Annotated in this window: 20 protein-coding genes and 5 tRNA genes; 5 read left to right on the top strand and 20 right to left on the bottom strand. The window is 42.4% G+C overall.

The features are described from left to right. Positions 1-230 precede the first annotated feature (230 nt). The 3 genes from J8Z24_RS12170 to J8Z24_RS12180 are packed head-to-tail and all read right to left on the bottom strand — an operon-like array spanning position 231 to position 3,414. Positions 231-1,361: a sodium ion-translocating decarboxylase subunit beta gene (locus J8Z24_RS12170; RefSeq protein WP_128732224.1), complete on the bottom strand. Its 1,131-nt coding sequence runs from the start codon at positions 1,359-1,361 to the stop codon at positions 231-233. Positions 1,362-1,371: 10 nt separating this feature from the next. After that, entirely contained in the window at positions 1,372-3,153 is a 1,782-nt protein-coding gene (oadA, locus tag J8Z24_RS12175; protein ID WP_147389805.1) for a sodium-extruding oxaloacetate decarboxylase subunit alpha, read from the bottom strand. Positions 3,154-3,165: 12 nt separating this feature from the next. Then, positions 3,166-3,414 (bottom strand): OadG family protein, encoded by a 249-nt coding sequence (locus tag J8Z24_RS12180; RefSeq protein ID WP_176032829.1) that lies wholly within the window; start codon positions 3,412-3,414, stop codon positions 3,166-3,168. A gap of 458 nt (positions 3,415-3,872) precedes the next feature. On the opposite strand from J8Z24_RS12180, the gene J8Z24_RS12185 reads away from it, so the two are divergent. Beyond that, on the top strand, positions 3,873-4,373 hold the full coding sequence (locus J8Z24_RS12185) for a YcxB family protein (protein ID WP_128732226.1): 501 nt from the start codon (positions 3,873-3,875) through the stop codon (positions 4,371-4,373). Between the two features lie 261 nt (positions 4,374-4,634). Here the strand turns inward: J8Z24_RS12185 and csrA are convergent, their stop codons facing one another. The 6 genes from csrA to J8Z24_RS12215 form a co-directional block, all read right to left on the bottom strand. After that, positions 4,635-4,820, bottom strand: coding sequence for a carbon storage regulator CsrA (csrA, locus tag J8Z24_RS12190; protein ID WP_010375935.1), 186 nt, complete (start codon positions 4,818-4,820; stop codon positions 4,635-4,637). Positions 4,821-4,910: 90 nt separating this feature from the next. Next, entirely contained in the window at positions 4,911-6,134 is a 1,224-nt protein-coding gene (locus J8Z24_RS12195; protein WP_125254023.1) for an aspartate kinase, read from the bottom strand. A gap of 7 nt (positions 6,135-6,141) precedes the next feature. Then, the gene (alaS, locus tag J8Z24_RS12200; protein ID WP_252094766.1) at positions 6,142-8,745 is read right to left on the bottom strand and encodes an alanine--tRNA ligase; all 2,604 of its coding nucleotides are present in this window, start codon (positions 8,743-8,745) and stop codon (positions 6,142-6,144) included. Between the two features lie 4 nt (positions 8,746-8,749). Next, entirely contained in the window at positions 8,750-9,238 is a 489-nt protein-coding gene (locus J8Z24_RS12205) for a regulatory protein RecX (protein ID WP_125254025.1), read from the bottom strand. Further along, positions 9,238-10,035, bottom strand: coding sequence for a BPSS1780 family membrane protein (locus J8Z24_RS12210; RefSeq protein ID WP_125254026.1), 798 nt, complete (start codon positions 10,033-10,035; stop codon positions 9,238-9,240). The genes J8Z24_RS12205 and J8Z24_RS12210 overlap by 1 nt, the downstream gene beginning before the upstream one ends. A 261-nt stretch (positions 10,036-10,296) precedes the next feature. Beyond that, positions 10,297-10,923, bottom strand: coding sequence for a GTP cyclohydrolase II (locus J8Z24_RS12215; protein ID WP_128732228.1), 627 nt, complete (start codon positions 10,921-10,923; stop codon positions 10,297-10,299). Positions 10,924-11,085: 162 nt separating this feature from the next. Between J8Z24_RS12215 and J8Z24_RS12220 the strand changes: the two genes are divergently transcribed. The 3 genes from J8Z24_RS12220 to J8Z24_RS12230 are packed head-to-tail and all read left to right on the top strand — an operon-like array spanning position 11,086 to position 14,307. After that, the gene (locus J8Z24_RS12220; RefSeq protein WP_252094767.1) at positions 11,086-12,306 is read left to right on the top strand and encodes an AsmA family protein; all 1,221 of its coding nucleotides are present in this window, start codon (positions 11,086-11,088) and stop codon (positions 12,304-12,306) included. Next, positions 12,306-12,728, top strand: coding sequence for a type 2 periplasmic-binding domain-containing protein (locus J8Z24_RS12225; RefSeq protein ID WP_252094768.1), 423 nt, complete (start codon positions 12,306-12,308; stop codon positions 12,726-12,728). Before J8Z24_RS12220 ends, J8Z24_RS12225 begins: the two co-directional genes overlap by 1 nt. Beyond that, on the top strand, positions 12,721-14,307 hold the full coding sequence (locus J8Z24_RS12230; protein WP_252094769.1) for a sensor domain-containing diguanylate cyclase: 1,587 nt from the start codon (positions 12,721-12,723) through the stop codon (positions 14,305-14,307). Before J8Z24_RS12225 ends, J8Z24_RS12230 begins: the two co-directional genes overlap by 8 nt. A 111-nt stretch (positions 14,308-14,418) precedes the next feature. Here the strand turns inward: J8Z24_RS12230 and J8Z24_RS12235 are convergent, their stop codons facing one another. The 3 genes from J8Z24_RS12235 to J8Z24_RS12245 all read right to left on the bottom strand — a co-directional run bounded on the left by J8Z24_RS12235 (position 14,419) and on the right by J8Z24_RS12245 (position 18,785). After that, positions 14,419-16,296, bottom strand: a complete 1,878-nt coding sequence (locus J8Z24_RS12235; RefSeq protein WP_353507000.1) for a DUF3413 domain-containing protein — start codon at positions 16,294-16,296, stop codon at positions 14,419-14,421. 190 nt (positions 16,297-16,486) lie between these two features. Further along, complete coding sequence (locus J8Z24_RS12240) at positions 16,487-16,993, bottom strand: DUF3087 domain-containing protein (protein ID WP_125254032.1); 507 nt, start codon at positions 16,991-16,993, stop codon at positions 16,487-16,489. A 415-nt stretch (positions 16,994-17,408) separates the two neighbouring features. After that, positions 17,409-18,785 (bottom strand): Na+/H+ antiporter NhaC family protein, encoded by a 1,377-nt coding sequence (locus tag J8Z24_RS12245; RefSeq protein ID WP_252094770.1) that lies wholly within the window; start codon positions 18,783-18,785, stop codon positions 17,409-17,411. A gap of 212 nt (positions 18,786-18,997) precedes the next feature. On the opposite strand from J8Z24_RS12245, the gene J8Z24_RS12250 reads away from it, so the two are divergent. Further along, entirely contained in the window at positions 18,998-19,846 is an 849-nt protein-coding gene (locus tag J8Z24_RS12250) for a MurR/RpiR family transcriptional regulator (protein WP_125254034.1), read from the top strand. Between the two features lie 54 nt (positions 19,847-19,900). On the opposite strand, the gene J8Z24_RS12255 is transcribed toward J8Z24_RS12250, so the two are convergent. From J8Z24_RS12255 to lysS, 8 genes are all read right to left on the bottom strand, one after another. Then, complete coding sequence (locus J8Z24_RS12255) at positions 19,901-21,058, bottom strand: exo-beta-N-acetylmuramidase NamZ family protein (RefSeq protein ID WP_147389819.1); 1,158 nt, start codon at positions 21,056-21,058, stop codon at positions 19,901-19,903. A gap of 509 nt (positions 21,059-21,567) precedes the next feature. After that, positions 21,568-21,644, bottom strand: a tRNA-Arg gene (locus J8Z24_RS12260). A gap of 54 nt (positions 21,645-21,698) precedes the next feature. Further along, positions 21,699-21,775, bottom strand: a tRNA-Arg gene (locus tag J8Z24_RS12265). A 302-nt stretch (positions 21,776-22,077) separates the two neighbouring features. Continuing rightward, a tRNA-Arg gene (locus J8Z24_RS12270) sits at positions 22,078-22,154 on the bottom strand. A gap of 54 nt (positions 22,155-22,208) precedes the next feature. After that, positions 22,209-22,285, bottom strand: a tRNA-Arg gene (locus J8Z24_RS12275). 22 nt (positions 22,286-22,307) lie between these two features. Further along, a tRNA-Ser gene (locus tag J8Z24_RS12280) sits at positions 22,308-22,400 on the bottom strand. 119 nt (positions 22,401-22,519) lie between these two features. After that, on the bottom strand, positions 22,520-22,705 hold the full coding sequence (locus J8Z24_RS12285; protein ID WP_147391061.1) for a hypothetical protein: 186 nt from the start codon (positions 22,703-22,705) through the stop codon (positions 22,520-22,522). A gap of 529 nt (positions 22,706-23,234) precedes the next feature. Continuing rightward, the gene (gene lysS / locus J8Z24_RS12290; protein ID WP_128731925.1) at positions 23,235-24,785 is read right to left on the bottom strand and encodes a lysine--tRNA ligase; all 1,551 of its coding nucleotides are present in this window, start codon (positions 24,783-24,785) and stop codon (positions 23,235-23,237) included. Positions 24,786-24,788: the final 3 nt, after the last annotated feature.

Raw genomic sequence — 24,788 nt, forward strand, 5'->3', positions numbered from 1 at the left:
ATTCAACACACCAGTGATAAAGGGCAAGCCCCTCTTTTATTATGCCAAACACAATCAAACCAACACCGGTTAAAAATAGCAATCGACAATACCACACTGCAGTTTCTAAACCCGGACATTGTAAGTTTCGAAATGGAATAAACTTCATACTCTTTCAGCTTCTGCATATTTTGGATCAAAAATACGTGGCAATTAAATCATTGCCACGTTAATGGTTGGAGAAGCTAAAATTATCCAACTAGTGCAAGCAAAATACCAGCAGCGACCGCACTGCCTAATACGCCAGCAACATTTGGCCCCATCGCGTGCATCAATAAAAAGTTATGTGGATTACTCTCAAGACCGACCTTGTTAACCACTCGCGCTGCCATCGGCACTGCGGATACTCCTGCCGCACCTACCAGAGGGTTAATCGGAGTATTGCTAAAGCGGTTCATGGTTTTTGCCATTAATACCCCGGTTCCTGTGCCAATACCAAAGGCAACAGCCCCTAACGCCAGAATTCCCAATGTTTCTATCGTTAAAAACTGATCTGCTGCTAATTTTGAGCCAACAGCCAGACCGAGGAAAATGGTTGTAATATTAATAAGCTCGTTTTGTGCCGTTTTACTAAGGCGGTCTACCACACCACACTCTTTCATCAAGTTACCTAAGCAAAACATACCAACTAGTGGTGTTGCGGCAGGTAAAAACAATATCGTCAAGCCAAGTACAGCGAGTGGAAATAATATCTTTTCTGTTTTCGATACGTGACGTAATTGCGGCATTGCTATCTGACGCTCTTCTTTTGTGGTGAGCGCTTTCATGATCGGTGGCTGAATAATCGGCACCAACGCCATATACGAATATGCAGCAACGGCTATTGCGCCCAATAGTTCAGGGGCTAATTTTGATGCCAGAAATATCGCAGTTGGGCCGTCAGCACCACCGATAATCGCGATTGCAGAGGCATCTTGTAGAGTAAATTCAAACCCTGGGATAAAATTAAGTAAAATAGCGCCGAATAAGGTTGCGAAGATCCCAAACTGAGCCGCTGCTCCTAATAACAGCATTTTTGGGTTTGCAATCAATGCGCTAAAGTCTGTCATCGCGCCAACCCCCATAAAAATTAATAAAGGGAATACACCGCTATCTATGCCAATGTAATAGACGTAATATAACAAGCCGCCGGGATCTCCAAGCCCTGCAACGGGAATGTTGGTCAAAATAGCCCCAAAACCAATTGGCACCAAAAGCAGCGGCTCAAAACCTTTTGCAATTGCTAGGTACAATAGCCCACAACCCACGGCCATCATACACAATGCAGGCCAGGTAAAATTCGCAAGCCCTGTTGCTTGCCACAAATTAATCAACCCTTCCATTTTTGCTCCCTTACGCTAAAGACATCATAGCGTCACCAGCACTGACTGAGTCACCTTCGGACACCAATAACTCTGCGACTCGGCCGCTGTGGGTAGCACGAACCTCTGTTTCCATTTTCATCGCCTCCATCACAAGCACAACATCGCCCTCTTGTACTTCATCTCCGGCGCGTACCATTAACTTAAAAATGTTACCAGCAAGCGGCGCATTAAGAGTTTCACTTGAACTTACTGAAGTTGACTGTGGGATGAGTTCACTGTCTTTTACTTGTACCTCTTGCAACTCGCCACCAGGTGCCACAACAACGTCATACACTTTGCCATCAACTTTTACGCTATAACGCTCTGGAGTTGATGCTTTACCTGTTGCAGGGGTTGCTGTTGTTTTTTGCTCTTTGCTCTCAAGTTGCGTGGGCTTTGGTTCAAAAGCATCAGGGTTGTTGCGGTTTTTTAAGAATTTAAGGCCAATTTGAGGAAATAAAGCGTAAGTCAGTACATCATCAATAACGTCTTCGGCCAACGTAACCTGTTCGCTTTTCGCGGTCGCTATCAATTCACTTTGTAGGCTATCAAGTTCTGGCTCAATTAAATCAGCTGGGCGGCACGTGATAGGCTCCTTACCTTCCAGTACACGCTGCTGTAAGGCGTGGTCAACATCAGCGGGAGTCGCACCATATTCACCTTTTAGTACACCTGCGGTCTCTTTGGTTATCGACTTGTACCGCTCACCTGTAAGTACATTCAATACTGCTTGTGTCCCTACAATCTGCGAAGTTGGTGTAACTAACGGCAAGTAGCCAAGTTCTTTTCTTACACTTGGGATCTCTTTTAAAACAGCATCAAGTTTATCTCCAGCTCCTTGCTCTCTTAACTGGTTTTCCATATTGGTAAGCATACCACCCGGTACTTGAGCCGAGAGAATACGACCATCCACACCTTTTAAACTGCCCTCAAATGCTGCGTATTTCTTTCTCACTTCACGAAAATAAGCCGCTATTTCCTCTAATGCGAGTAAATCTAAACCGGTATCACGCTCAGTACCTTCAACAATTGCAGCAATGGTTTCTGTTGCACTGTGACCATAGGTCATGCTCATAGATGAAATAGCTGTGTCGAGCATGTCAATGCCTGCATCAATGGCTTTTTGATAGGTCGCAGTACTCAACCCAGTCGTAGCATGACACTGCATTGCAATCGGTATTGATACTGTCTGCTTTAGCCCTGAAATCAGTTTCTCAGCGTCATAAGGCTTTAATAATCCCGCCATATCTTTAATACAGATTGAATGACAGCCAAGGTCTTCAAGTTGCTTAGCTTGAGTTAACCACATCTCCAACGTATGGACTGGGCTCACAGTATACGAAATCGTTCCTTGCGCATGCGCCCCCACCTTTATCGCTGCTTTGATAGCAGTTTCTAGGTTACGCACATCATTCATTGCATCAAATATTCTAAAGACATCAACGCCGTTATGGTGAGCACGCTCGACAAACTTTTCAACCACATCATCGGCGTAATGCCGGTAGCCTAAAAGGTTTTGGCCACGTAACAACATTTGCTGTTTGGTTTTAGGCATCGCAGCTTTCAATGCACGGATCCGTTCCCAAGGATCTTCTCCCAAATAGCGAATACATGAGTCAAAGGTTGCACCTCCCCAAGATTCAACCGACCAATACCCCATATTGTCGAGCTGTTCAGCAATCGGAAGCATATCTTCTAATCGCATTCTGGTTGCTAATAATGATTGGTGCGCATCGCGCAACACAAGTTCAGTAAGCTTTAACTGTGACATGCAAGACCCCTATTAATTATTTTTTCTGTAGGTTGCAACAGCTGCACTAATCGCTGCAATATGTGCCTGCGGCACCCCTTGTGAAGAAGCTGTTTTGGCTATTTTTTGCCGTGAAGTGCTAGACTCAACCTCTTTGAGCTGAGCGGCGAAGTTTGCTAAAAGCCGCATCGCAAAAATCAAAATAGACAGAAACAAAAACACACCAACCATACCAGTTAACATTAAGTTTCCTGCTTGCAATAACTGTGCGCCAATATCCATTTTTACCCCTTACTTGCTATCCGGTTTTATTCTTCGCGTTAACGAACTGATACAAACCTTCACTTTTTATCGATATTTATTCACCTTATAACAAAAAATGTTTCGCTGTAAAGCTTATTGTAAATTGGTAATACCAAAAATATTAAACTTATTCCAATCATATAGTTAGCTATAAAAACCACCTAAAATATTGGTGATATGCACAATAAATATGAAAAATATTCAAAATAGTAGCAGGTAATAGTCAAGATCTAGGTCTCATTTAATGAAAATTTGGTTATCTTAATTATATTTGTCAATTGGACTGACCAAAAAGGTAAGTTTACGTAAACGTTAAGCTGTAGCGCTTATTTTCCGGTCTGTGTAATAAATTTGTTTTAATTACTCTAACCTAGCATTACCGCTTTGAACCTGTATAAAGGTATAATTAAGGTAAATTTTCACTAAAGTAATTACGTATGTCATCGCCTAAAGAAAATGAAAATTTATCTTTCCAAAGTCAATTTAAGTTAGATAAGGCCTATTACAAAGAGTGCTTTGAAGAATCTGAAGCAAATGGACTGGCGATAAAACCTAAATATGGTCTATTAATACTGCTTGTCGCGCTCGGTTTTTTCGCTATTTATGGATTACAAGAGCACTACCTTGGCAACTTTCTTATTTTGCTAGCCGTAGTCGAATGCTTAGCCTTTTATTATCGTAAAGCTTGGTGGGTAACTAGGCAGGCACTTTCACGAGCCGCTGGCAATGTGGTTACAGTATCAATTACCGATAACCAGATCATCACTAAAGCCAGTCATGCTGAGTTTTGTTATGCTTTTAATGCTATTGAAAAGTTAATTGAAACAGAGCGAGGTTTTTTGGTCTTTCAAAGTAACAAGCCAAGTTATATTAGTAAGTCAGGGTTAAGTGCAGAAGCCATCGAATTTTTGTCACAGAAAGTGACAAAGAACATATAGAAATGATAAACCCCACATTCGTGGGGTTTACTTATGCAAGTTAAACTAACTTGCTTAATAAAGTGAACAATATTCAAAGCAAAAAACCTTGTCGATAATCTCAAGAGGCTTTAGCTCTATCGGCATAAAAATTTGCTATTCAGTTGTTCTAAATAAAATTTTTACGATGTTAACGTCAGGTTTATATCTTCAAATTGAGCAAGTATTAAGACAAACTAGGTATCAAGTCACCTTAACTCACATACTAATTCAATACCTTGATCACATATTGCCTGGGCTAGATTTCTCAGCCTGAATACGCATATAGATTTCTTCACGGTGTACTGAAACATCTTTAGGCGCGTTTACACCAATACGTACTTGGTTACCTTTAACACCTAGTACTGTTACAGTCACTTCATCACCAATCATCAGGGTTTCACCTACTCGACGAGTTAGTATTAGCATTCTCTTGCTCCTGTTATTCCAAAATTTAAAAGATTCCGCATCAAATCCATTTTAAATAAAACTTCCCAGAAAAGTAAGCAAAAACTTAGTTTACTCAGTACTTTCCAATTCGAACTTGGCATGTAATGCTCTCACTGCCAGTTCGAGATACTTCTCCTCTACAAGTGCTGAGATCTTTATCTCAGAGGTAGATACAAGTAGAGTGTGAATGCTTTCCTCGGCCAATGCCATAAAAAATAGACCGGCGACACCAGAGTGAGATTTCATCCCGATCCCAACCGCCGACACTTTTGCCACGTTAGCATTAACCTCCATTGTTGCACCACCAAAATTTTGTAGATGTGGAAGTAAAACTTCTTGTGCCAACACAGCATCATTAACCTGCACAGTAAAAGCATAGTCTATTTTTTTATCACTGTGGTTCAAATGGTTAATCATGTCAACTTCGATATTATATTCACCTAAAAGCGTGAGAATATTAGCCAAGTTGCTTACTTTTACGTCGATATTTTTAACTAAGATCAATACTTCATCTTTGACACTTGCTATCCCAGACACAATCTTAGTATTTTTCATCTTTGCTTCCTCATAGCTAATTAAAGTGCCATTATCAGGGGAAAATGATGACAGTACTCGCAGCGGTACATTGTATCTACCAGCCGCTTCAACAGAGCGGATCTGCAATACTTTTGCGCCAACGGACGCTAACTCCAGCATTTCAGAAAAAGTGATATGTGATAGCCGCTTTGCATGTGGCTCAATGCGTGGGTCGGTCGTATAAACACCATCAACGTCGGTATAAATCTGACATTCATCAGCCTGCAAAGCACCTGCAATTTCAACTGCTGAGGTGTCTGTACCGCCTCGCCCAAGCGTGGTGATATTACCTTCCTCGTCACGGCCTTGAAACCCAGCAATAATAGCAATCCGATTATGCTCTAGCTCTTGCCTTAAGCGCGTTGTATCTATCTGGGTAATTCGCGCTTTAGAAAACATATTGTCAGTTTTGATACCAACTTGATCCGCCAGTAAGCTAACCGCTGAGTGGCCTCGCTTAATAATAGCCATTGCCAATAGAGAAATTGAGACTTGTTCACCCGTCGTGATCAACACATCTAGTTCACGGGCGCTTGGACGTGCATCGATTTGTTGTGCAAGAGAAATTAGGCGATTTGTCTCACCCGACATTGCAGACAATACGACCACCACTTGGTGGCCTTGTTGTTGTGTTTTAACCACGAGATCAGCGACTGCCTCGATACGCTCTATAGAACCTACCGAGGTGCCGCCAAACTTTTGTACAATCAGCGCCACTTGCTGATTACTGCGTTACTTCATTTAACCAATCAGAAACACTATTGAGTGCTGTGTCAAGGTTTTCTGGTTGTGAGCCTCCAGCTTGCGCCATATCAGGACGACCGCCTCCTTTACCACCAACCTGAGAAGCCATATGATTAACCAGTTCGCCAGCTTTAACCTGACCGACAAGATCTTTCGTTACACCTGCAATCAGGCTTACTTTTTCACCGTTCGCAACACCCAGTGCAATTACACCCGAGCCAATCTTGTTTTTCAGATCGTCAACCATACCACGTAAGGCCTTAGACTCAGTGCCTGCAACATTAGCTACCAGTAACTTAATACCATTCACTTGAGTTACCGAGTCTAGTAGTGTTGCACCCGCAGCACTTGCAAGTTTGTCATTTAACTGTGCGACTTGCTTTTCAAGGCCTTTTGACTTTTCAAGCAGTGCCGTTACTTTTTCCAATACCGATGAGGTATCACCTTTAACTAATGCCGCAATTTCTGATAACACTTGCTCTTGTTCATTCACATAAGCAATAGCATCAGCACCAGTTACCGCTTCAATACGACGAACGCCAGCTGCAATACCACCTTCTGAAACTATCTTGAAGAGGCCAATATCACCTGCACGCTTCACGTGTGTACCACCGCAAAGTTCAATTGAGTATTCACCAATTGATACGACTCGAACTTCATCGTCGTACTTTTCACCGAAGAGCGCCATCGCCCCTTTGTCTTTTGCAGCATCAATATCCATCAGCTCCGTTTGCAGAGCAAAGTTACTACGGATCTCAGCATTCACGGCGTCTTCAACTTGTTGTAGCTGTGCTTTTGTCACACCTTCAAAATGCGAAAAGTCAAAGCGCAAACGATCAGGTAGTACCAACGAGCCCTTTTGAGTAACATGGTCGCCTAGTAAGTCGCGTAGTGCTTTATGTACCAAGTGTGTTGCGGTATGGTTTTTCTTCACTCGCTCACGACGCTCAGCGTCAATACGTGCATCCGCCTTGTCGTTGATACCAATACGGCCAACAATATGACCATGATGTGCAAAAGCATTACCTAATTTCTGGGTATCTGTTACGACAAATTCACCATTCGCCACTTTAAGTACACCAGTATCACCTACTTGGCCACCCGACTCAGCATAGAAAGGCGTACGATCAAGCACAACGACACCGTGCTCGCCATCTTCTAGCGTATTCGTGTGCTGACCTTCTTTGAAAATTTCAATCACAGTTCCAGTATAGTGCTCAGCATCATAGCCTTTAAAATCAGTGTGTTTTTCTGACTTGAGACGCTCATTGTAGTCAGCGCCAAATTTACCAGCTGCTTGTGCTTTTTTACGCTGCTCTTCCATACATGCTTGGAAACCACGCTCATCGATTGTCATAAAGCGTTCACGTGCCACATCTGCGGTCAAATCTGCGGGAAAGCCGTAGGTGTCATAAAGCTTAAACACCAAGTCACCAGGGATCACATCGCCTTCAATGCCTTCAAGATTTTCTTCTAAAATGGCAAGACCACGATCCAGAGTTTTACCAAACTGATCTTCTTCTATACGCAGTACTTTTTCGATGATAGCTTGTTGTTTAACTAGCTCCGGATAAGCTTCACCCATTTGCTCAGCCAGCGCAGCGACTAATTTGTAGAAGAATGCGCCCTTCGCGCCTAACTTGTTACCATGGCGAACCGCACGACGAATAATACGACGAAGCACATAACCACGGCCTTCGTTAGAGGGCATGACGCCATCTGCAATAAGGAATGCGCAAGAGCGAATATGGTCAGCAACAACTCGTAGTGATTTATCTTCTAAGTCCTGAGCATCCGTAACTTTTGCTGCTGCTTGGATGAGCGCTTGAAATAAATCGATTTCGTAGTTTGAATGTACACCTTGCATGATCGCTGAAATACGCTCTAAACCCATGCCGGTATCAACCGACTGCATTGGCAGCGGCTCCATTGAACCATCGGTATGACGGTTATATTGCATAAATACTAAGTTCCAGATCTCAATAAAGCGGTCACCATCTTCTTCAGGCGAGCCAGGAGGTCCCCCCCAAATGTGCTCACCATGATCATAGAAAATTTCCGAACATGGGCCACAAGGACCTGTGTCGCCCATTGACCAGAAGTTATCAGATGTCGCTATGCGGATAATGCGCTCTTCAGGCACTCCAACTTGCTTTGACCATATGTCAAATGCTTCGTCGTCCTCGTGGTAAACCGTTACCAGTAGTTTTTCTTTCGGCAGCTTAATGACGTCCGTCAAAAATCCCCATGCGAACTTAATGGCATCCGTTTTAAAATAGTCACCAAAGCTAAAGTTACCTAGCATTTCGAAGAAAGTATGGTGTCTTGCGGTGTAACCCACGTTTTCAAGGTCATTATGTTTACCACCAGCACGAACACAACGTTGAGAGCTTGTTGCTCGTGTATATGCTCGTTTTTCAGCACCTAAAAAGGCATCTTTAAACTGCACCATACCGGCGTTAGTGAAAAGTAGTGTGGCATCGTTGCCCGGAATCAACGAGCTTGAAGGCACCACTTGGTGCTGTTGTTTAGCAAAGAAATCTAAGAAGCTTTGCCTAATTTGTGCGGTAGTCATATGCTGCATGTGATCATTCACCCTTTATTGCTTCTTGCTCTGCTGCGTTCATTGCAGCTTCAATTGCAAAATCTATTTCATCAAAACTAAAGCCACGATAGCTCATATACCGTACGCGCTTTGTTTTTTCTTTATATTCTAACGGTTGCTCGCAAACACCATACTTTTTTTGATAGGTTTTTGCAGCTTGCATGTACCAGTCAATTTCGCGTTCAGCGAACAACGCATGCAATGTATCGCGGCTAACTCCTTTTTGCCCGGCATCTAGTAAGATACGCTTTGCTCCAAGTCCTTTGGCTATTTGTCGATTCAAAAAGCTCTCTGCAAAGCGATGGTCATTAACATAGTCTAGTGACACAAGCCACGACACCAGTTGTTGAGCAACTTCTGCCGTCGCCCCTTTTTGCAGCAACTTTTGCGTCAACCCAGTTTGTGAATACTCTTGTCGAGATAACAACCAAACTGCGTAGTTTTTTAGTTTTTTTACTTCTAACTCGTCCATTACGCGTCGAAACGACCCGCATCAGATTGACCGTTACTTTTATGTGCCTCAAGTTCATTTTTATCAATAATTGTAGGCATAAACATAGCCTGAAATGACACAAAAAAGCCTATCATGGCCACAGGCATAATAATAATCGCTGGGATCATTGAAAGTGGAATAGACGCAACGATTAATGCGGCGATAACCAATCCAAAAACCGTCAACGCCCCCATGTTGTGATAGAAGGCTGCTAATGAGCATTTCATTGCATGGAAAATGCGCTTTTCGCCTTGGAAGAAAACTTGTGGCACAACAAAAGCAAATGCCATCATTACTGTGGACTGTGCGATCACAAATAGAGCCACTTCTAGAAAGTTCATGTTACTCGCTACCAACTGGATCAATTGCTCCGGTGAGGTATTTGGCCCTGCACTTTCTATGGCCGTTGCCACATCACTAAATAACACGCCAGCAACCATAGTTAGCAGCAGCGCCCCCGCCATCTGGTAAATACCAACACGAAATAAATTCAGACGTCGACCCTTTGCTGCAAATGGGTCAAAAATATCAGCAAGCTTTGCTGCTTTATTCGTTTGTTTGTTGATAACAGCAAGATAAAAGCCTGCGCTTAAAAAAGGCCCGGATAAGGCAGCGATAAGATGAAAAACTGGCGCAAACAGCGGCAATAAGCTGACAACTGCCATGAAGATATACATCAACATAAAAGTCAAAGGTTGAGTTTTAAAAATTTCCCAACCCGCTTTTACCCATTGGATGCCCATATTTGCTTTGAATGTTCGAATAGGAGTCGACATAGTCCACTTAATTTAAGCTATAACGTCCTTGATTATACTGATTAGAGGGTCTGGTGAAAAGTCATGTAAACAGGATTTGTCTGGGCTTTTTCGTAATCCCTAGGCTGCTTCGCACCCATCTTTCAAATTTATACGAAATTAAGTTTGGATTTAACCAAGTGGAGAGCGCAGATAGTCACTTTGACCTTAAAGTGGTAAGCCGAGTAAGGCCGCCACCACATCAATACCAGTCATTGTTCAGAGAATAAGGGCAAAAAGCCCTTAGTCCGCTTTTGAAATTTTCTTGATATCTAACATATGAGCACCGTGTTGTATTTTAGTTTTTAAGTATTGCTCATTGCCGGATACTCCAACTTTAACATGGGCTTGTGTTCCAACGACCTCATCGACTGTAATACCAGCGCTTCTCAGTGCTTTTAGCTTTTTTGGGTTATTTGTCATTAACTTAACGTGGTTTAGCCCAAGTGCTTGTAACATCAGTACCGCATCTGAGAAATCCCTTAAGTCATCTTCAAAACCAAGATGATTATTGGCTTCATAGGTATTCATGCCTTGAGATTGCAAAACGTACGCATCAATTTTGTTGTATAAGCCAATACCGCGGCCTTCTTGACGTAAATACAGTAACACGCCTCCTTGTTTGTGCATCATTTCAATGCACTCATTCAGCTGTTCACCGCAATCGCAACGTGAAGAATGGAAGACATCACCAGTCAAGCACTCAGAGTGCATACGAATAAGGGGCACAGACTGATTGCTGTCAGCATTATTAAATACTAATGCAACATGTTCTTGGCCATCATGTAGCCCTGAAAAAGAAACTATTTCCGCAGGGATATTACTGTGCTGCCCTACGTTCAGCTCGACTCTCGCTCTTACTTCTGCCACGTCTTAATCTTGCCTAATGTGATAATATAACAATATGCTACCATAAAAGAGATATGGTGTCTTTACTGGCATTATACAAGGCTAAAGGTAACATCGCATTGGTAAATGGTAAAAATCAAACTAGTCTGAAAGGTAAGGAAGATAAACTCTCACACAAATTTTATGCGTTCAGTATTCGTATGCTTGTTGGCTTTCACACCATTAAGCCATAGTGCAAATGCCGACTTTAGCGGTTTTGCGACGCTTAAAGCGGTAAAAACAGACTCTCGCACGGCTAAAATTAGAGAAACAATCTCACAACCAAGCGGAGTAACGACAGATGAACTTGACTTTTCATTCTCTTCAATTGGCTTACAAGCCGAATGGAAAATAAACAGCTCATTTGATCTAGTCGGACAACTGCTAATCAAAGACCAACGCAATGATAAAATTAACAATACTCTGAAATTGGCTTTTTTACGCTACAGTGCAAGCTCAAATTGGCAGTTTCGTGCTGGACGTACCGGGCTCGATTTGTTTTTAATGACCGAGTATCGAGATATTGGTTACTCTATGGACTTGGAGCATCCGCCAGTTGAGTTTTACGCCATCATTCCTCACCAGAACTTGGATGGTATTGATCTTCAGTACCGCGCGCCACTGAGCCATGGTGTAGCAAGCATAAAAGCATATTGGGGAAGATCTGAGTCACCGCTTTACAGTGACAATGGCTTTTTTTGGAATGTGGAGCTCAAGTCTATCTTAGGCGTAGTGGCACAATATGAAACACTAAACTGGCTATTTAGAGCTAATTACACCACAACAAAGTCGGCTAATGAACACGAACAACAAGGCCAATTACGTGACGCCCTAGCCAAAGTGCCACTCTCATTTTGGCCTACTAAATCACAATTGATCGACTCTCTTTTTATACAAGATAAAGATTTTACTTATAACGCATTAAGCATGCGATATGATGATTCAAATTGGCTAGTACAAACTGAAGCCTCTCTCACCGACTCAAATTCAAGTGTCCTTAATCATCTCAAGGCAGGTTATATTACGATAGGTAAGCGATTTGATTTGAATACGCTCTCAATAAGTTATTCCATTGCCAAATCCGATAATAAAGAGGTAGAGCCAGGACCCACAGTACCGTTACCTGAGTTAGTAGAGTTGTATCAAGCAGCGTCAATGCACTCTGGATTTTACCAACTTGATCAAAGCACAACCTCTTTAACTTGGCGGCGCGAGCTCTCAGCAACACTGGCTTTAAAACTTAACTGGCAACACACCACAACCCACCGATTACCCAGCGCATTTTATTTACATCGAGCGGATCAGTTTGAGGAGCCTGACCTTTCGTTTAACACCTTCACCTTAAGCTTTAATTGGGTGTTTTGATGAAAGAGCTGAGGTTTTTACTTTTACTTGTTAGTGTAAGCCCTTTATTTGCTCATGCTGATATTGCCGTTATCGTCAATAAAAGTAACCCGATAGATACCGTTTCACAGCGGCAACTTATTGATATGTACATGGGAAAATATGTAGCGTTTCCTAATGGGGAAATGGCGGTTACCTATGATTATGAAAAGTCCCACCCCATGAGAGAGCCATTCTTTTTTGCGCTTACAGGACGAAATGAAAGTCAAATCAATGCGTATTGGTCAAGGATCAAGTTTAGCGGTAAGGTATCTCCTCCTCAGTACTTTTCATCTCCTTCGGCTATACTAAAAAATATCGTAAAAACACCTAATGCCATAGGTTATATACCGATGGAGCTTGTGACTGACGATGTTAAGGTAATTTATCAGATCAATGACTAGATATGGATTGATTGTCCGACTAGCACTGGTGCTGGTCATATCAACATGCGTATTTTCGCTTTTATATGCCAAGCTATATCACGATCACATTTTCGAGCGTGAATTAGCGCGTTCCAGTACTATTATTGGACAAATCGGTCAAACGGTTTCGGCTTCTTCATCTATTGCTACGTATCTTAACGATAAGGATTTGGCAGTAGAGGTAATAAATGGCTTGATCAGTAACGATGTTATTTCCTCTGCTGCAATGAAAAGTGAGGAAAAATGGTTGGCACAAAGCGTGGGCTTTAAGACCGACAACGCGACTATCATCAAGCTCAACCATCCATTTCTGTTTAATGAAATTGTTGGTGAAATCTATATCCAGCCAAATTCCATATTTATTGAACAAAACGCCAGAGACATCGCTCGGTCCAGCGTCAAGACGTTAATGATCGTCATTATTCCTATTCTGGTCATTTTTACTATCCTGACACACTTTCTAGTCACCAAACCCCTGAGCATTTTGAATAAACAGATTGCCCAGGTCATTCCTGGTGCGCCACTCAAGCTGGAAATACCAAATGGCCATGACTCTAGCGAAATAGGTGATATTGCTAACAATACTAATCAGCTTATCGCGAAAACCGCCGCGATGTTCGAACAAGAACGTCGCCTCAGGGCTGACATAGAAGCACTGGAAAAACGCTTTCGACTGATGTTTGAGCGTTCTTCCTCGCCGACATTATTAGTGAAAGACAAAGGAGAGGTGCTCTTGGCCAATGACGCTGCTTGTGATCTGCTTGCCGGAATGGGAATTGACTTAGAAGAGTTTTTTCCTGAGAGCTTCGGCCGTTATTGCCAAACTCCAGATATACTATACACCTTTACTGAACACACGCTCGCCCTTAACCAGCCCACACAATCTGAGTTTGAATTTATCAATCCGCTCACAGAGCAACCCGTTTGGCTCAGCATCATTATGCTGCGTTTAGAAAGCAACGGACAACTTTATCTGCAAATTTTCCTCTCTGACATCACAATGAGAAAGACTGTTTTCCAAGAGCTGAATATAAAAGCGAACCGCGACAAGCTTACTGGGCTGTATAACCGTCACGGCGCTGAAATCAAGCTTAATGAATGGCTCAATGACGCCTTACCCTTTAGCCTATTTATCGTAGATTTGGATGAGTTTAAGCCGGTAAATGATATTTATGGCCATAATGCTGGGGATAAAATGTTAAGACATATAGCCAAGCAAATAACGAAGCGCGTTAGAGACAAAGACATTGTTTGCCGCTGGGGAGGGGATGAGTTTTTAATTGCCCTACACTGTGTCGAAAAAGAAAAATTACACCAAATTGCGGCAAATTTATTAGCAGCTATCAACACCGAAATGCTGTGGCAAACTAACGAGACTAAAAATATACATCTTAGTGTTGGCGCTAGTATTGGTGTTGCGAGTTACCCAAAAGATGCCAAAGAGCTGGGGCAACTTATTGAGTATGCAGATAAAGCCATGTATGCCGTAAAACGAGGTAAAAAAAATGCGTTTGCAGTTTATTCAATAGATGATGAGAATAATACTAATCTAACCTAAGCACGGGAGCATCAAGGTAGCCGGTAGACAGATACTAATTGATTAAAGCTCCCATCATACTTGGCTTTTAGAAAGGAAATTCCATTGAATTGGTATCAGATAGTTCAGTTCTTATTGGAAGTGTCGACTTTGCTCCAAGGCATGCTGTACATGCTTGTAGTTTGGAACTTGCTCAGTTGGCCTGTTACTATGATCAAGTACCTCGTAAGTCCCCAATGTTGATACTTCTATAATCTGCTGCCTGTTGACAATGGCGTATTTGTTGTAACTACTCAATAACAACCATTCCCTTTCTTGGGCGGGCTCTGTAAGACTCATGCCAAGTGCAAAGTCCTGTACCTCATTTTTTACCCCCAAATACGTTTTCATAATAGTAGGTGCTACATCTAGGTGGCTGGTTGTAGCACGGGATGTTTTCCAATGACGCCATTTTTCTACTTTTGGCCCTACTACAATAAACGGGACCTTCACTTGAGGAGTTGAAAAGTTACTATTATGGCCCCAATAGTTCAGCTTGTTGTCATTTAATTCCTCACCATGATCTGAGGTAATAATTACCAACGTATTTTCTCTATTAATCTTCGCTAATACTGACGCAACTAAACTGTCCACAAAGTGAGTACTTGTTAAATAGCGATTATAAACTGGCTGTCTTTCGTAGTTATTGTGTAGCAACATATGGTTGATCGGACCATGCATTGGCTGAAATCCAGCTTGGTAGCCATCAGGCACAGCATACCCATGAATTGCATCGTAAAAGAGAAAGCTAAATGAGGGTTGCGCTGGCGCTTTGTTGTCATACCACGACAGCCAGTTTTTGGTTATTTGCCTATCCCTAGCCAATACATCATCACCCTCAGTGTGGGTTTGCAATCCATTTATATTAGAAAAAACGGTTTCGTTAAACTCAGGGCGGATCAGCTGCGCTGAAGAAAAAATACCAAATTGATAGTTTAATTCGCGCATTCTATCCATCCATAGCGGAGCGGCACGATTGTTGTAAATATCTTGCCAATAGGTTCCTGTTAAACTGTAAAATAAGCCAGTGATCCCAGTTCTAGTTGAGTTACCGGTCGAGAAGTGCTGCTCAAAGGTCAGGCCATGTTTGGCAAACGCCCAGATATTAGGAGTGGCACTTTTTGTAAAAGCATCGTAGCGCCAAGAGTCAAGTACAATAACGACAATATTAGGAGCAGTAACAGAGTCTGCCTCAAGCCGATGAAGCGGATAATTAAACTGCCCTTTTACCAAAGACATGCTTTTTTGTTGTGCAAGCGCTGCTTCATCTATTAACTCATATTGCCGCAAAAGTGTATTCGCGGTGGCTGGCTTAAAAAGCGGTAAGTACTTGCTGAATCCAGTAATTGGTTGGTATACGTTAGCACTTGCCCAAACGTGAATTGTGTTGCTTGCTAACACGGCGGCGCAGGTGGCTACAACATATTTTCGCCCCAGCCGCATACTCATTAGCCGTTTTGGTCTACTGCTCCACTTAACAAGTATGTATTGACACACAAATAAGAGGACAAAAATAACACTGGCTTGTATCCAAGCATGCACCGATAACTCAATCACCTGCCCTGCTAACAACATATCAATAATGACACCATTGATATGAAATTTGTATAGCTCGAAACACAGACTGTTGGCTATTAGTAACGCAAAGAAAAAAGCATAAAAAGCTGAAAAACCGAGCGCCCTGCAACCTTCTGACTTAACCCAAACCAATGGCAATAGCACCAAACTAATAGCGCCTGTGAGCAATGCCATATGCCCCCATGTCGACACTGTAGCGTAGAAGAGAGTCAGGCCCTGGTAGCTATTCGGGTTAGAATTAACAACATTTGCTGCTAGTAAGATAGAAAAAAGTGAGTTAATTAACACTAACCAACCAAATTGATGCAGTCTATGACGTAACGACACTACCCTACTCGTCCCACTAATAGAAAAAACGAGCGGTATATTATTCTTTTGACATATTAGTGTCACATTAAAAAATGTGAAAAATTGCAAACCTTACTTATCAAAGGTTTGCCTAGGATTTGTTTATCTTTCAGGTTTGTTTTTGCAGCAGTTTGGATTCACTTTAGCGCGTTTTGCTCATTGTTGCATAGGTTGCTAGGCGGCAAGTCGAGTGTCGCAACCAATAAAATACTCAAAAAACAAAGATCAACACACCTTAATATTTATCTAAAATAGACTCATGATAATTTTCTGCTCGAATTTCAACTTGGTACTTGCTAGCAAGTGCATCAAGTTCACTTTGCCATAGTGCTAAGTCATCCATCGTTATGGTGTTATCGTCAAGTTGCCAAAGCTGCCTTGAGCCTGCATAACTGTATTGAATCGCAGTCATTGCTTCCACCTCTCCGTTTGCTGCGGCTTGCTTTAGTTTAGACATCTTTCGTGTAATTTTATTGAGTGCCTGCTTCAAATCCCATACATAACTCACTTCGGTCATAAACGAATGGGATTTGTATTTTTTTAAGACACCAGCAATTATCAAACAGGCCACGACGACACCTGATAAGTTCCAATGGAAGTGGCTACCATCAGCATCTGGAAACAAATAGATAAGTAGCTGCGCTACGCCTAAACTAATCGCAGTCAATGCAATAACACATGCCACAATAACCTGATTTAAGTGCTTTCGATAACGGGCTTTATCTATCTCTATTAATGTCATAACTCACCACTCCCCTAAGTTTAACTCAAGACGCTACGTGCCTTTTCAACCCGCGCATTCTAAACCAAGGCATCACATCATACCAAGATTCATATCAACGAAATAAGAAATTTCCATCATCTTGGTCATTGTTGATCGTTTTTCCTTTAACGATTTATTTTAAGGAGCAGCACCATGACAGCAAAAATGATATCAATTTGCCTAATTAGGTGGTCTATTTTGAGGCGAGAAAATCTTGTCGATAACCTCGCTACCTCGTCCTGCTATCGCCAAGGTACCTACATCCGCAGAGGGACAAATCATCGACATAGAAAGCATGGGACATAGCCGGATACCGGCTTGCCCCCCAGATGTCACTCACGCTAACTAAAATGAGGCTGGTATCAAAACAAAGTCATATAGCTGGAGCCTATAACTAGATCATAACGAAGCTTGCAATCATAAAGCAAACAATTGCAGCCCCTCCTCCTACTAGCGCATAAGGGAGCTGAGTTTTAACATGAGTGAGTAAATCACAGCCCGAGGCGAGTGCAGAAACTGCACTAGTATCAGAAATTGGTGAGCAGTGATCTCCAAATATACCTCCACTCAAAATAGCGCCTATCACTAAGGATGGTGGCAATCCTAACGTTTGGATCAAGGGCACACCTATCGGTATAAGTATTGCAAAAGTGCCCCAAGAAGTTCCTGTAGTAAACGACATTATCGCTCCTGTGATAAAAAGCACAGGTACGATTAAATACACAGGCAAATAGTCACCCACCAAAGATGCAACGAAAGTCCCTGTACCTAAGTCCTTCAGGCTTGCACCCAGCGTTAGAGAAAGGAGCACTATGCTAACAAGTGGGAGCAATTCTCCCATTCCTTTAAAACCGATATCCATTAATTGATGATGGTTAAATCTTTTACCGGCTAATAGCAGTATGTATGCGACTGTTACGGCCAATATTGTGGCGTAGAGCACAGACTTAGACCCACTTCCATTTGCCAACTCACCATTTCCGGTTACAAACATAAACCCAACCATACTTATGATCAGCGTCAATAATGGTATTAACATATAACGAGACTTGGTGGCTTGAGGGCCACTATCTAATTCAACAGATTGATGCTGGAGTTCCTGCTCAGCCTTTTTCATAGGGCCGTGGACTTTATCAAAGATAATTGTGTAAAACACAATTAAGAGTGCGATAATCGCGTAAAAGTTAAACATTACGCTACCCCATAAAATACTGACTGGAGATTGCGCCAACTCATAATTACTCAGCAAACCGAGAACATATGCTCCCCATCCATTTAATAAAATTAAAATACAAACAGGAGCGCTGGTACTATCAATAATGTAAGCTAAACGTGCTCTGCTCATGCTGAACCTGTCAAATAGTCCCCTAGCAACAATGCCTGACGTTAGTACGCTCATATTTGACTCTATAAATACGGCGGTACCTGTAAACATTGTCAACAGCCCAACTTGACGTTTACTTTTTGCAACCCCTCGGTTTAGTAGCATATTTACCGTGGCAGCAACTCCACCAGACTCTCGAATATAAGCCAGCAGTGCTCCAATCACGATACTGAAAATTAATATTCTACTATTACCTGCCGAAGTCGACACTTCAATAACACGCTCAACACTACCAACAAAAGTCGCCCAAAGTAATGGCTGCTGGCCATTCATTGCCAACAGAAGCTCAGATGAAACTAGCGCTAATATCAGTGCGATGATGACTTCTTTACGCCAAAACACGACCACTATCGCGATCAAAGGTGGTAAAATTGAGTACCAAGCCATATAGTTTAGTCTACGAATTCAAAACACCTAGCTTAAGTTAAGCGATTTAAAACACCAAGTCTTTATGAATAAATTAAATTTAAGTCAACATTTAACCCCAAAACTGGTACAATGAGTGTGTTTTGTGCAATGATATTCCTTTTTGGTCTATCGTAACGTTACAATTGAACCTATAATATGGACAGATTAATTTAGTTCGGATTGAGTATCGCATGTCTACATTTGTCAAAATCAAAGCTCTTCGTCCATCGCTATCAAATAGTGAGGCTAAGCTCGCTGACTTTACCTTGAACTCGGGCGATAAAATCCGTGCGCTTTCTTCTGTTGAGCTGGCGCGTGAAGCTGGTGTTAGCCAATCTAGCGTCGTGAAATTTGCTCAAAAGTTAGGTTACAAAGGGTTTCCTGCTTTTAAATTAGCCGTGGTGGATGCACTTAACGAGCAAGCAGATACAAGCTTGCCAATTGATGAGCTAATTTCCAGCAACGATTCTATTGAGTTAATTGCAGATAAATTACAACTAAAACAGCAAAATGTTATCTCAGAGACTCGGAAATTAAATTCAGCTAAACAGTTTGAATGCGCAATTCAGCTGGTAAAAAACGCCAGAAAAGTAATAGTTTGTGCGCTGGGCAGCACCTTTACGATGGCACAAGATTTAACATGGAAATTACAAAAACTAGGGATCCCAGCCATTGCACAAGTTGATGAGATCAGTGCTTCTAGCTTTATCGCTACAATGGGAAAAGATGATCTACTGATAGTTATTAGTAATACAGGTACAAGTAAAAGCTTGTTAACGCTAACGAATCAAGCACTAGACAATGATTGTAAGTGTTTGGCTATTTCAAGATATGGCAACCATGCACTAGCCGAAATGGCGGACGCCACGCTGTACTGCATTAACGAAGGAGAGCCGCTTAAGCACTCAGGTATGTTATCACGTACTTCACAAGCTTATCTTATAGATGTATTGTTTACATCGCTGGCACAGTCGAACCTTCACTGGCAAAAACGCGTTGATAAAGCAAACGAAAACATGCAGGTATTGCGCAGCGAGTAATGATGTTTTACGGCAGGCTACCTGCCGTGTTTTAGTCGTTTTCAACTAAGTCGCTCACCGTGGGTACAACAAGTACTGTTCTCGTAGCTTTATAAAACGCTGAACATCCTGCTGCCACAGTGTGCGGATCTCTGAGGCAGTCAACCCTGCCTCCATGGCCTTGCGGACTTTGTCTGTTCCTGCTAATTTGTCCATAAAGCTCGGGGATTGAAAAAACTCCACTCCCTCATGGCTGAATTGCTGATAGGCAGCAATAAACCAAGTTAAATCAAATCCTCTCACTGAACTGTCCCTTAAATCTTCACCATAAGCAATCACACCATTTAGTTTTGGGTTAGAGGCCGCACCGATGACAGGCTTAGGGGTAAAATTAAACTTTCCTAGTTTAGGGTTTGAATGGCCAAATACTTGAAACGGAAAGTCTGTGCCTCTTCCTACCGAAACTGGGGTCGCTTCAAAAAAGCAGAGCGAAGGATATAGATAAATAGCGCGTTGATTAGGTAAATTAGGACTTGGCGGTATTGGGGTTTTGTATTGGGTTGCACTACTGTATTGCAGCATAGAAACCACGCGAAGGCGCAATTTATTGTTACTTACCAACCAGCCTTCTCCATTAATCATCAAGGCAAGCTCCCCTACCGTCATACCATGTAGTACTGGGATCGGGTGCATGCCCACAAATGACCGAAACGGCTTTTCTAATACTGGGCCATCTATATAGTTCAGATTTGGGTTTGGCCTATCAAACACCCAAAACTCAATACCAATATCTGATGCTGCTTCCATCGCGAGGTGCATGGTGCTGATATAAGTATAAAATCGTACACCGACATCTTGAATATCAAAAATAAGAATATCGATGTCCTTAAGCTGATCAGCTTTTGGCTTTTTATTCTTGCCATAAAGCGAGATGATTGGCAGTCCGGTTTTCACATCTCTTTCGTCTTCAACTTGCGCGCCTGCATCTTGGTTTCCACGAAAGCCATGCTCTGGGGCAAATACTTTCTTAACATCAACACCTTGTTTTATTAAAAAGTCTACAAGATGATGATCTGCGACTCGGGAGGTTTGATTTACAATGAGTCCCACTCGTTTGCCTTTCAAAGCAGATAAGTAGTCTTCAGCTCGCTCAGCACCTAAGGTAAGCGCATTGAGGCTGAATGATAAGAAACCAAAAATTAAGATCACCAACGTGATGAATGACTGAAACATAGAAGCCACTGAGAATTTAGACAATATTATCAACTCAACAATAAATGAAAAGGCATTCATTTTCAAAGGTTTCCGAAATGTCCAGGTACAAAAAAACCGACTTACGTCGGCTTGTGTATCTCTTTATTTTACCACTAGAGGGAAATGACAGACGCAGGACGTACTTTGTGGGGAGTGAACCTCCGACCGCTTGAGCATCCATTTGGCGATGAGTAACGGTGAAATTAAAGATCGCAGGGTAAACCTGCTCCTACACTGTATATTCAGGCACAAAAAAACCGACTTACGTCGGCCTATGTATCTCTTTATTTTACCACTTGAGGAAAGTGGCGGACGCAGGACGTACTTTGTGGGGAGTGAACCTCCGACCGCTTTAGCATCCGTATGGCGATGAGTAACGGTGAGATTAAAGATCGCAGGGTAAACCTGCTTCTACACTGTATATTCAGGCACAAAAAAACCGACTTAAGTCGGCTTGTGTATCTCTTTATTTTACCACTTGAGGAAAGTGGCGGACGCAGGAGGATTCGAACCTCCGACCGCCTGGTTCGTAGCCAGGTACTCTATCCAGCTGAGCTATGCGTCCGTTTCGAATGTATAGTTTTTCAACTTCTTTATTTTTTACCACCTAAAGAGAAAGTGGCGGACGCAGGAGGATTCGAACCTCCGACCGCCTGGTTCGTAGCCAGGTACTCTATCCAGCTGAGCTATGCGTCCGTTTTGAATGTATAGTTTTCCAACTTCTTTATTTTTTACCAATTAAAGAAGAGTGGCGGATGCAGGACGTATTTTGTGAAGGTGAACCTCCGACTTCCTGTTTCCTACCTTTATTTTTTACCACCTAAAGAGAAAGTGGCGGATGCAGGACGTATTTTGTGAAGGTGAACCTCCGACTTCCTGTTTCCTACCTTTATTTTTTACCACCTAAAGAGAAAGTGGCGGATGCAGGACGTATTTTGTGAAGGTGAACCTCCGACTTCCTGTTTCCTACCTTTATTTTTTACCACCTAAAGAGAAAGTGGCGGACGCAGGAGGATTCGAACCTCCGACCGCCTGGTTCGTAGCCAGGTACTCTATCCAGCTGAGCTATGCGTCCGTTTTGAATGTATAGTTTTCCAACTTCTTTATTTTTTACCACCTAAAGAGAAAGTGGCGGACGCAGGAGGATTCGAACCTCCGACCGCCTGGTTCGTAGCCAGGTACTCTATCCAGCTGAGCTATGCGTCCGTACAAGATAACCATTATAAAATGGCGGAGGGGGAGGGATTCGAACCCTCGATAGGGCTACAAACCCTATACTCCCTTAGCAGGGGAGCGCCTTCAGCCACTCGGCCACCTCTCCGTCTTGTGGGGCGTATAATATAGGTTAGAAAAAATATGTCAAATACTTTTCTTGTAAAAAAGCACTGAATGGTGATAGATTGTGCAGTCTGCCTAGTTACTCAGCACTAACGCCAAATTTTACTCATTTTGTAGAGAGTTAGAGTCATTCAACTTGGTTTCACCTAAACGTTTTTGGCTGAATGTTTCATCTAAAAGTGCTTCTTGATAACCTAGCTGTTGAAACTCAGCAATACAGGCTCGATAATACATTATTCTCGCTTGCTCGTGTTCGTCGTCAGCATCAATATGTTCGTGGCGGTTCATTTTATTTCCCTTCGTCCGAAACCAAGCGTACCTAATAGCCATCCAATTTTTACAGTTAACTTCTATCTTAATTTTTTGGCAGTTGCTTACTAAACAAAGCTGACAGCTCAATTAAGTGTCTCGGTATTATTATTGTGAAGTATTCTCAAACTTGAAGAAGGTTAGTTAATAAAGCTAGATAATCAAGTATCAAATAAGGAACTGCATTATAGACTGAGTGAATGCTCACATAGCCCTACAATACCAATTCGACTTAATTAGTGAGCGATTTTTATGCAAGAAGATCTAGTTCATAACCGCTGCTAGAGAACCAGCTATTATCCCAAGTTTAGGTTATTTAGTTGTTCTCATTAAGAAACTTTTAACGCCGTTAGCGTCAGATTTACGTCTTCAAATTGAGCAAGTTTCAAGGCCAACAAGTATAGAGCGCATGATGCTTTGAATACGCAATACGCTTTTTCTCACACAAATAACAGAAAAGCGCCATAAGGCGCTTTTCTTAATGTAGCTTCAAATGACTTGAAAGTACTTATTGCTCAGCTTGTACTTCTGGACGCATATGTGGGAACAAAATAACGTCTTTGATAGTCGGTGAGTCTGTGAACAACATCACTAGGCGATCGATACCAATCCCCTCACCTGCTGTTGGCGGTAAACCATGCTCTAGCGCACGGATATAATCCGCATCATAGTGCATTGCTTCATCGTCACCTGCATCTTTTTCTTCCACTTGACGAGCAAAGCGCGCAGCTTGATCTTCAGCATCATTAAGCTCAGAGAAACCATTCGCCAGCTCACGACCACCAACAAAGAACTCAAAACGGTCAGTGATAAATGGATTTTCGTCATTACGACGCGCAAGTGGAGACACTTCCCACGGGTATTCAGTGATGAACGTCGGTTGGATAAGTCTATGTTCAGCAACTTCCTCGAAGATTTCACATAAGAACTTACCTGGACCCCATACACATTTTTCAGGGATCTTAACGTGTACTTTCTTCGCGTAAGCTTTCAGTGCTTCAAAGTGGTTTTCTGGATCTTTGAAGATTTCAGCTTGTGCTTCAGCATCAGGACCATATTGTAGAATAGCATCAGCCATTGATAAGCGCTGGAATGGGCTGCCAAAGTCATACTCAATCGTCTCAGTTACTTCGCCTTCAGCATTCTTCACGGTATTAATCACCGTCGTGGTGCCTAAAACGTCTTGTGCAACGGTACGTAGCATGTCTTCAGTTAGGTTCATCAAATCATTGTAATCCGCGTATGCTTGATAAAACTCAATCATCGTGAATTCAGGATTGTGACGTGTAGATAAACCTTCGTTACGGAAGTTACGGTTGATTTCGAACACGCGCTCAAAACCACCAACCACTAGGCGCTTAAGGTATAGCTCAGGCGCGATACGTAAGTACATATCGATATCTAGTGCATTGTGATGGGTTACAAATGGACGTGCAGAGGCACCGCCAGGAATAACCTGCAGCATCGGCGTTTCCACTTCCATAAAGTCACGCTCTGCCAAGAAACGGCGAATACCTTCAATCACTTTAGAGCGAATACGGAAAGTTTCACGCGTATCCATGTTAGTAATTAAATCAACATAACGCTGACGATATTTCGCTTCTTGATCTGTCAGACCGTGGAACTTTTCAGGCAGTGGACGTAACGACTTAGTCAGTAGCTCATACTCAACCATGTCTACGTATAAATCGCCTTTACCTGACTTATGAAGCGGACCTTTAACGCCAACGATATCGCCGATATCTAACTGGCCATACTTTTCTTTTAGGTCTTTCTGTACGTCTTTTGAAGCATAAGCCTGAATGCGACCTTTCATGTCTTGTAATACTAAGAAAGGACCACGTTTTGCAAGCAGACGACCCGCAACTGAAACATGATGGTCAAGCTCTACAAGTTCTTCTTTCGATTTATCACCAAACTTAGCTTGTAGATCTTGCGTGTAGTCTTCACGGCGGAATGAGTTCGGGTGGCCATTTGCAGGGCAATTCTCACGGATCGCATCTAGCTTGCCACGACGCTCAGCAATAAGTTTATTTTCGTCTTGATTGTGATCTGTCATTGT

The organism is Pseudoalteromonas sp. SCSIO 43201 (genome assembly GCF_023716725.1).
In the GTDB taxonomy this organism is placed as follows: Bacteria; Pseudomonadota; Gammaproteobacteria; order Enterobacterales; family Alteromonadaceae; genus Pseudoalteromonas; species Pseudoalteromonas peptidolytica.